The following is a 12,887-nucleotide window of genomic DNA, read 5'->3' on the forward strand; positions in this document are numbered from 1 at the left end:
AGGCTGTCGATCAACCAACCTCATAGTCATCTTCTATTCGATTTTTTTCAATCTTTAAGAATCCTGTTTTCTCAGCGCATTATAACAAGCAAGGTGGGTAGCAATCAGGATATGGCAGATTGCAAAGAATGCGAGGAACAGAAAGACTATAGTCGGGTGAGCGCCTGGGAAAATGTATGTATTGACAGGGATAAATTGATATACTACGCAATTATAATTGCATACAAAGTCAAATTTATCTAAGTTTGTGCATCAAATCAAATTCGAGATGAACATTTCATATAATTGGTTAAAACAACACGTTAATATAGATTCGACGCCGGAGGAATTATCTTTGATCTTGACAAACACAGGATTGGAAGTAGAGGCACTGGACGTCGTACAGAGTATCCCCGGTGGATTGGATGGTTTGGTCGTTGGCGAAGTAAAAACTTGTGAGCAACACCCGAATGCTGATAAATTGCGCGTTACTACAGTTGATGTAGGCGCTTCTGAATTACTAAATATCGTATGTGGGGCGCCAAATTGCCGTACAGGATTGAAAGTAATTGTGGCAACAGTAGGTACAACATGTCACCCCTTGAGCGGAGAACCCTTTAAGATTACCAAATCTAAAATTCGTGGCGAAGTATCCGAAGGTATGTTATGTGGTGAGGATGAAATCGGTTTAGGTACATCGCATGCCGGTATTGTTGAATTGCCAGCTGATGTTGCGGTAGGGACATTAGTGAAAGATCATTTCAATATTCAGGATGATTACCGTTACGAAATAGGCCTTACACCGAATCGTGCGGATGCGGCATCCCATTTAGGTGTAGCACGCGATATCGCTGCTTATTTCCGTACAAATATTCTAAAAGCGGATGTTTCGGCCTTTCAAGCGGCTGAGGAAGCTGGAACAGCTGTTGTCGTCGAAGACACTGCGGCTTGTCCACGTTATAGCGGAATCAATATTTCCGGTGTTCAGGTTGCAGAATCGCCTGATTGGTTGAAAGAAAAATTAAATGTGATCGGTGTACGTCCAATCAATAATATTGTCGATATCACCAATTATATATTGCATGACCTTGGCCAACCATTGCATGCGTTTGATGCGGATAAAATTGCTGGTAACAAGGTGCTTGTCCGTACAGCAAAAGAAGGGGAAAAGTTTGTGACCCTAGATGCTGTGGAACGGACGCTTTCTGCTGAAGACCTTGTGATTGCTGATGCTGAAAAACCAATGTGTATCGCTGGTGTTTTTGGTGGTGCACATTCAGGTGTTTCGACAGAAACAACCAATGTGTTTTTGGAATCGGCTTATTTTAATGCTGTATCAGTGCGTAAGACCTCTAAAAGACATGGTCTGAAAACAGATGCTTCATTCCGTTTCGAACGTGGTACAGATCCTAACATTACGGTGGAAGCGTTAAAACGTGCGGCATTGTTGATTCAGGAAATTGCTGGAGGGACGATATCTTCGACCTTGAAAGATGTATATCCTGTCGAAATTAAACCATTCTCATTCCATGTGAGCTATGCGAACGTGGTACGTTTAATTGGGCAAGCAATCCCAAATGAAGAAATTAGAGCCATTATCGTTGCTCTTGGTATTGAGATTGCTTCGGAGACAGCTGCGGGACTAGATGTTTTAGTGCCTGCTTATCGTGTCGATGTAACCCGCGAAGTAGATGTTGTGGAAGAGGTATTACGGATTTATGGCTACAATAACATTGAACTAAAATCCCAAATTAAGGCTTCCTTAAACACGGTCGAAAAACCAGATAAAGAGGTCGTCTTAAATCAACTTGCGGACTTATTGATCGGTAATGGATTCCGTGAAATATTAGCGAATTCGTTGACAAAGCTTGATTATGCAGACGACAGTGAAACTGCTGTCAGATTGTTCAATCCCTTGAGTTCGGATTTGGATACCATGCGTCAAAACATGTTATTCTCCGTGTTGAATGCCATTGAATATAATCAGAAACGTAGAAATTTTGATCTGAAATTTTTTGAATTCGGTAAAACTTATGCGTTGGATGGTGAGGGATATAAAGAAACGCAGCATTTGACTTTTGCAATAACGGGAAGGGAGCAAGCTGAACAGTGGAATAGCAAAAAAGGTAATGTGAATTTCTATAACCTTAAAGCTGCAGTTGATACCATTGTCAAACGTCTTAAGATAGAGGGCATACAAATACAAGATGCGCCGAGCAATCATTTTGCCTACGGATTGAGTTATATGAAAGGTCAGAAATGTCTGGTTTCTTTTGGCGCGGTAGCTAATGCCAACTTGAAAAAAGCAGATGTTGAGGGGCAGGTTTTCTTTGCAGATTTTGACTGGGATGTCTTGATGAAAATCATTCGCAAGAATAGTATTCAATATAAGGAAGTGTCGAAATTCCCTGCTGTACGCCGTGATTTATCCTTGTTGATTGACGAAAATGTGAGCTTTGATAAGCTTCAATTTGTCGCTCAAAAGACCGAACGCAAGCTTTTAAAGGAGGTAAATGTGTTTGATGTGTATAAAGGTGATAAAATTCCGGAAGGGAAAAAGTCTTATGCTCTGAGCTTTATCCTGCAAGACGAAGAAAAAACATTGACCGATAAACAAATTGATGCGATAGTTCAAAAATTAATTGTTAATTTTGAGAAGGAACTAAGCGCAGAGGTGCGTGGTTAATTAGATATAGAACATTAATTGGTAATATTCGATTTACGCTATGGCAACATTGTCTTCACAAATGAATCTGATCGTTGAGAAAACGAAAAACTTAATTCAAATGTGCGAAGTCTTGCAAGAAGAAAATGATTTGCTTAAATTAGAGGTACAATCCTTAAAAGTGGCTTTCGACGCGAGCAACGATAAAAGCAAGCAGTTGGAAGAGAAAGTCAAGGCGCTGGCAGTAGCCCGAACCTTGGATTCAGAAACGGATAAGGAAGCAATTAATGAAAAAATACTTGACACAAAACAAAAAATTAACGATTTTGTGCGAGAAATAGACAAGTGTATTAGTTTGTTGAAGTAGTTGGAATTTGGAGATCATCGGAATTTAAACTAATACAACGTTAAAAAGCTCAAAGAAATGGGAGAGATTTCCATAAAAATAAATATCGCAGATCGTGTCTATCCCCTTCGGGTGGAAAGCGCGGAGGAAGAAGTGATTCGACATGCTGCGAAATTGATAAATGAAAAAGTAAAGGAATTGCAGGAAAACTATACTGTTAGAGATAAGCAGGATTTGTTGTCCATGTGTGTATTGCAGTTCGCTACGCGAATGTTAAATGCGGAGCGACAGTCCCAGAACCACGAAGTGGGGCTGGAGAATTCAGTACAGGAGCTTGATCAGTTGTTGACGGATTTCTTTAACAAATAAATTTACGTTCTTTATATTTAGAGCTTAAAACGACGAATTTGCCGCAATTAAATTCGGGTTGTCACTATTTTAAACTTAACGCTTCAATATTACAGGCGCAAAAAGATATAGGCCATTTTGCGAAAGCCATCTGGGTCATAATCTAAGCCTAATTATGTAATCACGAAGTTTAATAATACATGAGACCTGTTTAAATTTAATTGCGGTTTTTTTTTGTTTTGAAACCATCATGCGTTGGGCCTGTTTGCATAAAATGTAAACACTGTCTGATTCAATCGCTGGTATTCCCAAGAAGTATATTGGAATACCAATTGCATTAAATCAGCTTGTGTCCAGTTCAAAAAATAGCGAAGATATTTTTCTATTGAAATTTAATAATTAATAAAAACAAACATATATAATACAATTATACATACATGGACGTCGCAATTTATATCATAATTTCTCTGATTGTTGGTGTAGTTATAGGTCGTTATCTGTTGGTTCTGTTATTCAAAAAACAAGAACAGGAAGCCAAAGATAAGGTAAATAGCATACTAAAAGATGCAGAGCAAGAAGGAGAACACATTAAAAAGAAACGCCTTTTAGAGGCTAAAGAAAAATTCCTTCAATTAAAATCCGAACATGAAAAGGAGGTGAATCAACGTAATAACACCATCAACCAAAAGGAAAATACGTTGAGACAGAAAGAACAATCGATTAACCAAAAGCTTGAAAGCATCAATCGCGATAAGCAGGATGTGGATACCAAAAAGAAGCAATTGGATAAATTGGTTGAACTTAATGAAAAGAAATCCGAAGAAGTCGAGGCTTTAAAATTACAACAGATCAAACAATTGGAGAGTATCGCTGGTGTTACAGCTGACGAAGCTAAAAACCAATTGGTGGATTCATTGCGCGAGGAAGCCCGTTCCCAAGCAATGATTCAGATCAAGGATATTGTGGACGAAGCGAAATTGACCGCGACGAAAGAAGCGAAAAAAGTCGTTATCCAAACGATCCAACGTACAGCTACTGAATCTGCAATCGAAAATACAGTTTCCATTTTCAATATCGAAAATGATGAGATCAAAGGCCGTATTATTGGTCGTGAGGGCCGTAATATCCGTGCATTGGAAGCTGCAACAGGTGTAGAGATCATCGTGGATGATACACCGGAGGCAATTATCCTTTCAGGTTTCGATCCAGTACGTCGTGAGATTGCCCGTTTGGCTTTACACCGTCTTGTAACGGATGGCCGTATCCACCCAGCTCGTATCGAGGAGGTTGTAGCAAAAACACGTACACAGATTGAAGACGAGATTGTTGAGATTGGTGAACGTACTGCCATTGATCTGGGTATTCATGGATTGCATCCTGAACTGATCCGTATGGTGGGACGTATGCGTTACCGTTCTTCTTATGGTCAGAACCTTCTACAGCACTCCCGTGAGGTTGCCAATTTTGCAGCAACAATGGCTGCTGAGTTGGGATTGAATGTAAAACATGCCAAACGTGCTGGACTATTGCATGATATTGGTAAAGTGCCTGATGATAATCCTGAATTGCCACACGCGATTCTAGGTATGCAATTGGCTGAAAAATATAAAGAGCACCCAGATGTTTGTAATGCCATTGGCGCTCACCACGATGAAATTGAGATGACAGCCTTAATTTCTCCTGTTGTACAAGCCTGTGATGCTATCTCAGGAGCACGCCCTGGAGCACGTCGTGAAGTCGTTGAAAGCTACATCAAACGTTTGAAAGAACTTGAAGACTTGGCACTATCTTACCCTGGTGTCGAGAAAACTTTTGCGATACAGGCAGGTCGTGAATTACGTGTCATCGTTGAGAGTGAAAAAGTGTCGGATGCGCAATCAGAAATATTGGCAGCTGATATCTCAAACCGTATACAGACTGAAATGACTTATCCAGGTCAGATTAAAGTGACTGTCATCCGGGAGACAAGATCCGTATCTTACGCGAAATAACGTATGGGAGAGTCCTGAAAAACAATACAGGATCTTTGGTAAACAAATAATAATAAAAAAGCCTCAATCATTGATTGGGGCTTTTTGTTGCTGTATCTTTTGATACAGGGAAGTTTTCGGCGGTCCACCTGAGCTAACATAGTTATTTCTTCTGAAAATCTGTTTATGAGCCAAAAAACTCCATTAAATCATCCACACTATGCAGCAGATAGGTTGGCTTTTCCTTCATAAGTTCATCCTCACTACCATAACCATAAAGCACAGCGATGGCATCCATACCCGTTTCCTGGGCACCGATTAGATCATGTTTGCGGTCGCCGATCATAATACAGTGCTGTGGCTCCGTCAGGCTAGCCTTATCTAATACATACTGAATGACACTTGTCTTGGTCGGTCTGGAGTCGTCCAATGCACTTCCGCCAGCAAAATCGAAATAACTGTCGATTGCAAAATGCTGTAAAATCTTATGTGCAAAAATTTCGGGTTTGGAGGTCGCTAAGTATACCTTATAGCCTTTCGATTTTAGTCCTTCCAGTAATTCGGGGATACCATCAAAGAGCAGATTCTCATATAAACCCTGGGTAGCAAAGCGTTCACGGTATTTGTCCACACAAGCCAAAGCTTCCTTTTCGTCAAATCCATAGGTATGCATGAAGGTATCTTTCAACGGAGGGCCAATTAATGGCTTCAGACTATTTAAATCAGGCGTATGTACTCCTTTTGCTTCGAGTGCATACGCAATGCATTTGGTGATGCCTTCAGCAGGGTCTGTCAGCGTACCATCGAGATCAAATAAGATATGTTTGTAAGACTTCATGTTGCAATATTACGTAATTGGATAGGAGATTGCCAGTTAAAGGTCGAAGAAAGCATATAATGACAAGCGACAGACCAAAAAAATGAGAATATTATCCCGTTCAACGGTTTATGCAGATCAATATTTATTAAATTTGCCGAATGAAACAAAAGAAGAAAGTTCAGGAAGTAGAACCGAAACGTCCAGTAGATACCTATTTTGAGGAATTGAATGCTAATTTTCAAGATCCAATCAATCGTATTATTCAGATCATCTTTTTGCCGCTGTTATTCTTCGGTGTGATGGGCTGTATTTGGATGATTCCTTTTCCACAGTTTGAATTTTTGGTGAAGCTCAATTGGCACACCTTTTTGAATTGGGGTTCTTTCTTCATTGCAATTATCATCTATTTTTACCTGAAATTATCCGCGACCCTGTCTTATGCAATCTTGTTCTCAATAGGAGCAATGAGCTTTTTTATTGTTCAATTGGAATATGTACAAAAAAACGGCGGTCCTGCGGTGATATGGGTATGCTTGGCGATCGCATTGCTGGCGTTAGTTGCACTGTTTCTCGGTAAAGGAAAAGAGAAAAAGGTAATTACTGGAAAGGAATTTCTGCAATTTCTACTGATAGGCCCGATATGGCTATGGCATTTTGTATTTCAGAAGTTCAATATTAGATATTAACCCATTTGCCCTATAGTTGTCATACTGAAAGAAAAGCAGGTTTATGGATCTGTTTGAACTGAGGTTTTGACAGTTGGATTGATAACAAGCGAAGGCTGGATTGTACTGTACAATCCAGCCTTCGCTTCTTTATATGCCTGTCGATCGGTCCGATCAATTTTTATAATTAAACCATTTGATGATTTCTTTGAGACTGGCTTTCTTTCCATAGATCAATATCCCTACACGATAGATACGTGCAGCTACCCAAGTGATCAATAGGAAGGTTAAAATAAGCAAGGTCAATGAAGTTAATATCTGCCATAAGGGGACACCAAAAGGAATGCGAACCAGCATAGCGATGGGGGATGTAAATGGAATAAAACTCAGCCAGGTGGCAATTGGACCATTGGGATCGTTAATGATAACTCCGAAAGAGAGAATATACGTCAACAATAGGGGCATAGTGATCGGCATGGAAAACTGATTGGCCTCGGTTTCGTTATCTACGGCAGAACCCGCAGCAGCAAATATAGCACTATAGAGGAGGTAGCCTGCTATAAAGAACAGAAAGAAGAATACAATAACCTCTGTGAAATTGAAACTTTGGATTGAAGCGAGAATAGAGGCAGAACCACCTTGTCCCATTGCTTTGGATACTGTTCCCATATTGGCCGCTCCAGGCTGGCTGGCCGCGACTTCCTGTATGTCTTGTGGATTGACAAATAATGTAGTAGCCACAAGAAAGAGCCCTAGCGTGAGTACAAGCCACATCACAAATTGTGTAAGGCCAACCATACCGATGCCCACAATTTTACCCATCATAAGCTGAAAGGGCTTTACAGAAGAAATAATAACTTCTATAATGCGATTGCTTTTTTCTTCAATGATACCCCGCATGACTTGCGCGCCATAGAGAAAGAGGGACAGGTAAACCAAAATAGCCAAGGCGACGCCAATCCCCATCGCTATTGCCGTATTGCTGTTTTTTTCCTCACCGTCTGCAGTTATTTCTTTCGCTTCAATATCCACCTTAGGTTTAATGGATTGAATCAGCTTGAGGTCTATCCCTTTGGCTTTATATTCCTTTTCCCGAATGATGTCTTCCAACTGACCACTGATAATCTCCTGCGTGACAAAACTTGTTTTGCCGCTGGTAATCAATTCAGCCTTTTGTGTCGTCAGGATATCTTGAGGGATGTATAAGATCGCCTGTTTGGTTTGCTCTTGGGCCAGGCGTTGTTTTTGTTGCTGCAGCGGTAGCTGACTCTTCTTGTAGCTTACATTTTTATTGCTTTGAAGCCTATTGGCAAAGTCGCCCTGTTGATCAATGATAAAGACTTCTGTATGGGCATCTTTAAAGCTCTTTTTTGTCAGGTAAAACATACCTGCATACAGCGCAAAAAAGAAAAGCGGGACCGCGAAAGTCATCACAATGAATGATCTTTTCTTGACTCGGGATAGATATTCCCGTTGGATGATGAGTAATATCTTATGCATGATCTGGGGATAAAGGTGAGACCTCAGTAACCTTCTGGATAAAAATATCTGCCATAGAAGGGACAAGCTCAATGATTTGATTGAGCTGTATTTTTGGTAATAAAGATGTTAATGCATTGTTTATATTAACATCTTTATTTAGCTGAATAGTAGTATTGTAAATATTTTCTTTTTGTGATGAGCTGACAATTTTAAATAGACTTTCATTGCTGATGTCAATGCCTTCTGCATTGGGGGTGAATTCCAATGTATAGGTTTGGTTCCTGTAGTCTTTCTTGATCTCTTGTACGGGACCATCCAGGATTTTCTTGGAGCGGTGGATCAAGGCGATATGATCGCAGAGCTCTTCTACCGTTTCCATACGATGGGTGGAGAAGATAATTGTAGCACCTTCAGCATTTAACCGTAGGATCTGTTCTTTGATGATATTGGCATTCACTGGGTCAAAACCTGAGAAGGGTTCATCAAGGATAATCAATTGCGGTTGGTGAATAACCGTGGCCACAAATTGGACCTTCTGCTGCATTCCTTTGCTGAGATCTTCAATCTTTTTGTCCCACCATGAAGTTATATCAAGTCGTTCGCACCAATCGTGTATTCGATGTAAAGCTTCTTTTTTTGAAAGTCCTTTCAATTGTGCCAGGTAAAGCATCTGATCCCCGATTTTCATTTTTTTGTAGAGACCGCGTTCTTCCGGAAGATAGCCTATCTGGGCAATATGCTGTGCACCTAATAATTCCCCATTAAATCGGATTTCACCGGAATCGGGTGCAGTGATCTGGTTAATGATACGGATCAGTGATGTTTTTCCGGCTCCATTGGGTCCCAGTAGCCCAAAAATCTTTCCTTTTGGAATCTGGATGGATACATCGTCCAATGCGCGATGATTGGCGTAATCCTTGGTGACATGATTGATTTCGAGTAACATCTTTTCTAAGGTTTAATTAAATTCTGTATGGAGAAAAAAGAGCATATATCCTGTGTTATCAAAGATACACTTGTTTATTTTGACTATTAGTATGTAAATGCCCGTAAATGTTACAGCATGACCATGAAGTTTTTTATAGCATAGAAGGGGTGTAAACCTTGTCAAACGGATTCATTTAATGTACCTTTGTTCCATGGAAGTAAAAAAAGCCGAATTCGTGTGTAGCAACACGAGAGTTGACAAATTACCTGCGCCAAATTTGCCTGAGTACGCCTTTATAGGTCGTTCTAATGTAGGTAAATCTTCTTTGATCAATGCTATGACAAATAAGAAGGGCCTTGCCAAGACCTCCCAAAAACCCGGTAAGACTCAATTGATCAATCATTTTATTATAGACGACACATGGTATCTGGTCGATTTGCCCGGTTATGGATTCGCGAAAGCATCCAAAACGAGTCGCAATGAATGGGAGAAATTCATTCGTAGATATCTGACACATAGAGATAATCTGCAATGTGTATTTGTCCTGGTGGACAGTCGTCTTGAACCACAGAAGATCGATCTTGACTTCTGTTACTGGTTGGGCGAATGCGGTTTACCTTTTATGCTGGTTTTTACCAAAGCAGATAAACAATCAGCAGTGAAATCTGATGCAAATATCGCGAAATTTAAGAAGGAGCTTTTGCAATGGTTTGAAGAGGTGCCAACGATCTTTTTAACTTCGGCAGAAAAGAAATTAGGTCACGAGCCTATTTTGGAGACCATTGATGAGGTCAACCGCCGATTTGTAGGGCCCGAGCCAGAAGAAAGAATGCCGTTTTAAGTATTTCAAAAAAATAAATATTGGTTCAACACAATAGCTTCGTCAATCTGATCAGTGTCGGGGATAGGATGACGAACGTTTTAAAGTCTAATAAGATCATCTCATGAAGAAGTATCTTTCCTTAGTTTTATTTGCCCACAGTGTATTCGCATTGCCATTTGCTCTTATTGGATTCTTTTTGGCGCTGCATACCACTGAATATGCCTTTTCTTGGAAACTATTACTATTAATGTTATTGTGCATGGTAACGGCGCGAAATGCAGCGATGGCCTTCAATAGGTACTTGGATCGCGATATTGATGCGATCAATCCGAGAACTGCAATGCGGGATATTCCTGCAGGGAAGATTTCTGCTCAAAATGCGCTGATCTTTACCATCGTCAACTGCTTACTTTTTGTCACAGCGACTTATTTTATAAACTCCCTGTGCTTTATGTTGTCGCCGATTGCACTTTTTGTGGTGCTTTTTTATTCTTATACCAAACGTATCACGCCTTTATGCCATTTGGTATTAGGTGCAGGATTGGGTTTAGCGCCGATCGGAGCATATCTCGTTATCACGGGGCAGTTTGCAACTGTACCTGTCCTCTATGGCTTTGCTGTGCTGACCTGGGTGAGTGGCTTTGATATTATTTATGCCTTGCAGGATGAGGCTTTTGACCGCGCCAATAAGTTGAACTCTATTCCAGTCTGGCTGGGAACCAAAGGAGCGATGCGGGTATCCGAATGTTTACACGTGTTGTCTTTTATATTTGTTTTAATCCCAGCGTTTTTAATGCCTGTTGGCTGGATTTATTATTTAGGTGTGGTTTTCTATGGTGGACTGTTGATCTATCAACATACGCTGTTTTCATCGACAAATTTAAGTCGGGTAAACCGCCATTTTATGACCACCAATGGGTACGCTTCCGTCATCTTTGCGGTCTTTTATCTTTTAGATATCTGGTTGATAAAATAAACGTTTTAGCATAAAATAAGAAAGGCTTTAGGAATTCCTAAAGCCTTTCTTATTTTTGTGTCTAATCCAATATGCGTACTATGAAGAAAAATATCCTTTTTGTTTCAATTTTATGTCTGTCATTGTCCTCTTATGCCCAGAAGCTAACGAGCTATGTGATCCAGTACAATCAAAGTTTTAATGGCAATACACCCGCCAATCAGAATGGGGTACTGGTCTATGCCAATGCAAATGAAACTTATGTGAGTTCGGAAAAAGATATAAAAGGACAATTGTTGCCGCCTTACGAACGCGTATTGGTGGAGCGATCGTCTGGAAATACCTTGCTTAAGATTGCGAAACTGAAAGATGGTTCCCTTATCCTGACAAGAGACTCTTTGGCGCTCTCCAAACAGAAATTCAACCCGACTAACGAAACCAAGACCATCTTGGGGTATCCCTGTAAGAAAGTGGAGACCAGTATCAATTCCAATAAGATTGAAATCTGGTATACGGACAAACTTGGGGTAAAAGGAGCACCGAGTGAACTCGGGCAGGATCTTGGCTTGGTGTTAGAGGTGATCAGAAATGGCAATACACGCACCTTTGCAACAAAAGTAGAGAAAGTCAAGACCATTCCTGAACAATTGAAGTTAAAAGGAAGTGAGAAACGCTATGATGAGCTCTCTTATAAAGATCTTATCTGGAAGAACCGTTTTGTCCAACTTCCGGTTTTCCAAAAGGAACGCATTCGTTTTTCAGATGATACCAAATCAGATTCAATCCTACGTTTTGCCAATGGTACAGTGATTGTCAAGAAAGTCAAAATACCAAAAATCAAAGCTAGCGATAATGTGTTCGTTCAGCTTGTGGAGCAATCAAAAGGAGATGCATACGACCGTACCGGATCCGTTTTTATTATTCCAGCCAATAAAGCACAGAGCTTTTTGGACGGTATGAAAAATGGCATGTCAACCTTACCGAAGTACGAAAATGGAAATGGCAAGAGTTATCAGGGAGTGGTAAGAACAGCGACTTTCGAACCTATCGTTGAATTGATGCGTTTCTTTACACCCTTTGGTGTTAAGCAGTTTAACTATCTTCAGTTAAAGGATAAGGTTTGGCAAGATTCCGTGCTTTACAGACAGGATGTGTCTGAACTTGCAGGAATGTTAAGTGAGCAGGAAGTGTACGTAGGTGCTTTCATTGGCAACTATGATAAGAATGGTCATGAAGTTAGTGTTGAGCTTACAATTCACCCAGGGTTTGAGGCGGGTTCAGAAGCGAGTCTGAAAAAGACGATGTCATTATTTACGACGACCAATGTGATGGAAATGGGTGGCCAGGAGTATGGATCTATGTTCGATAAGGATAAAGGGTTGACACTGTCGTTTCGTTTGGATCAGGATGCTAAAAATGTACAGTTACGTTATATCACGACCGGTCATGGAGGCTGGGGGAATGGTGATGAGTTTGTTCCCAAAGAAAACCGCATTTTTTTAAACGATACCTTGCTCTTTAAATACACGCCTTGGCGCAACGATTGCGGTTCTTATCGTTTATCCAACCCTGCTTCAGGTAATTTTGCCACTGGATTGTCTTCATCTGACCTAAGCCGTTCCAACTGGTGTCCAGGAACAGTGACTCCACCGATTTATATCGACTTGGGCGATTTAAAAGCTGGTGATTACAAATTACAGGTTCAGATCCCGCAGGGAGCTCCTGAAGGTACAAGTTTCAGTAGCTGGAATGTCAGCGGAACTTTGCTATTTGATTGATTGATTGATTGATTGATTGATTGATTGATTGATTGATTGATTGATTGATTGATTGATTGATTGATTGATTGATTGATTGATTGATTGATATATTTGAGGTATTGATTTATACAAAATCAATACCTCAA

The 12,887-nt window shown here is 40.4% G+C and carries 11 protein-coding genes; 8 read left to right on the forward strand and 3 right to left on the reverse strand.

Annotated features, from left to right (window positions below):
* The first annotated feature begins 268 nt into the window (after positions 1–268).
* The 4 genes from pheT (at position 269) to rny (ending at position 5,329) form a co-directional block, all read left to right on the forward strand.
* Positions 269–2,665, forward strand: coding sequence for a phenylalanine--tRNA ligase subunit beta (gene pheT, locus LC454_RS12190; RefSeq protein ID WP_223582668.1), 2,397 nt, complete (start codon positions 269–271; stop codon positions 2,663–2,665).
* Positions 2,666–2,705: 40 nt separating this feature from the next.
* Complete coding sequence (locus LC454_RS12195; RefSeq protein ID WP_077432703.1) at positions 2,706–3,011, forward strand: hypothetical protein; 306 nt, start codon at positions 2,706–2,708, stop codon at positions 3,009–3,011.
* 57 nt (positions 3,012–3,068) lie between these two features.
* Entirely contained in the window at positions 3,069–3,359 is a 291-nt protein-coding gene (locus tag LC454_RS12200) for a cell division protein ZapA (RefSeq protein ID WP_077432704.1), read from the forward strand.
* Positions 3,360–3,775: 416 nt separating this feature from the next.
* Positions 3,776–5,329, forward strand: coding sequence for a ribonuclease Y (gene rny, locus LC454_RS12205; RefSeq protein ID WP_120260856.1), 1,554 nt, complete (start codon positions 3,776–3,778; stop codon positions 5,327–5,329).
* 163 nt (positions 5,330–5,492) lie between these two features.
* Here rny and LC454_RS12210 read toward each other — a convergent pair whose 3' ends face one another.
* A complete protein-coding gene (locus LC454_RS12210) occupies positions 5,493–6,146 on the reverse strand; it encodes an HAD family hydrolase (protein ID WP_223582670.1) in 654 nt (217 codons plus the stop codon).
* Positions 6,147–6,286: 140 nt separating this feature from the next.
* Here LC454_RS12210 and LC454_RS12215 point away from each other — a divergent pair, with 140 nt between their 5' ends.
* Positions 6,287–6,814, forward strand: a complete 528-nt coding sequence (locus LC454_RS12215; RefSeq protein WP_223582671.1) for an Mpo1-like protein — start codon at positions 6,287–6,289, stop codon at positions 6,812–6,814.
* A 153-nt stretch (positions 6,815–6,967) separates the two neighbouring features.
* Here LC454_RS12215 and LC454_RS12220 read toward each other — a convergent pair whose 3' ends face one another.
* A complete protein-coding gene (locus tag LC454_RS12220; protein ID WP_223582672.1) occupies positions 6,968–8,293 on the reverse strand; it encodes an ABC transporter permease in 1,326 nt (441 codons plus the stop codon).
* Positions 8,286–9,221, reverse strand: coding sequence for an ABC transporter ATP-binding protein (locus tag LC454_RS12225; RefSeq protein WP_223582673.1), 936 nt, complete (start codon positions 9,219–9,221; stop codon positions 8,286–8,288). Before LC454_RS12225 ends, LC454_RS12220 begins: the two co-directional genes overlap by 8 nt.
* 193 nt (positions 9,222–9,414) lie before the next feature.
* On the opposite strand from LC454_RS12225, the gene yihA reads away from it, so the two are divergent.
* The 3 genes from yihA to LC454_RS12240 all read left to right on the forward strand — a co-directional run bounded on the left by yihA (position 9,415) and on the right by LC454_RS12240 (position 12,759).
* Positions 9,415–10,044 carry a ribosome biogenesis GTP-binding protein YihA/YsxC gene (gene yihA, locus LC454_RS12230; RefSeq protein ID WP_120260861.1) on the forward strand — a complete coding sequence of 210 codons (630 nt, stop codon included), beginning with the start codon at positions 9,415–9,417 and terminating at the stop codon, positions 10,042–10,044.
* Positions 10,045–10,147: 103 nt separating this feature from the next.
* Positions 10,148–11,002, forward strand: coding sequence for a UbiA-like polyprenyltransferase (locus LC454_RS12235; protein WP_223582674.1), 855 nt, complete (start codon positions 10,148–10,150; stop codon positions 11,000–11,002).
* A gap of 80 nt (positions 11,003–11,082) precedes the next feature.
* A complete protein-coding gene (locus tag LC454_RS12240; RefSeq protein WP_223582675.1) occupies positions 11,083–12,759 on the forward strand; it encodes a PNGase F N-terminal domain-containing protein in 1,677 nt (558 codons plus the stop codon).
* Positions 12,760–12,887: the final 128 nt, after the last annotated feature.

This window comes from Sphingobacterium sp. GVS05A (assembly GCF_019969845.1).
GTDB lineage: Bacteria > Bacteroidota > Bacteroidia > Sphingobacteriales > Sphingobacteriaceae > Sphingobacterium.

Coding starts and splice junctions, on each gene's coding strand:
- pheT (WP_223582668.1), top strand. CDS start 269: ATGAACATTTCATATAATTGGTTAAAACAACACGTTAATATAGATTCG.
- LC454_RS12195 (WP_077432703.1), top strand. CDS start 2,706: ATGGCAACATTGTCTTCACAAATGAATCTGATCGTTGAGAAAACGAAA.
- LC454_RS12200 (WP_077432704.1), top strand. CDS start 3,069: ATGGGAGAGATTTCCATAAAAATAAATATCGCAGATCGTGTCTATCCC.
- rny (WP_120260856.1), top strand. CDS start 3,776: ATGGACGTCGCAATTTATATCATAATTTCTCTGATTGTTGGTGTAGTT.
- LC454_RS12210 (WP_223582670.1), bottom strand. CDS start 6,146: ATGAAGTCTTACAAACATATCTTATTTGATCTCGATGGTACGCTGACA.
- LC454_RS12215 (WP_223582671.1), top strand. CDS start 6,287: ATGAAACAAAAGAAGAAAGTTCAGGAAGTAGAACCGAAACGTCCAGTA.
- LC454_RS12220 (WP_223582672.1), bottom strand. CDS start 8,293: ATGCATAAGATATTACTCATCATCCAACGGGAATATCTATCCCGAGTC.
- LC454_RS12225 (WP_223582673.1), bottom strand. CDS start 9,221: ATGTTACTCGAAATCAATCATGTCACCAAGGATTACGCCAATCATCGC.
- yihA (WP_120260861.1), top strand. CDS start 9,415: ATGGAAGTAAAAAAAGCCGAATTCGTGTGTAGCAACACGAGAGTTGAC.
- LC454_RS12235 (WP_223582674.1), top strand. CDS start 10,148: ATGAAGAAGTATCTTTCCTTAGTTTTATTTGCCCACAGTGTATTCGCA.
- LC454_RS12240 (WP_223582675.1), top strand. CDS start 11,083: ATGAAGAAAAATATCCTTTTTGTTTCAATTTTATGTCTGTCATTGTCC.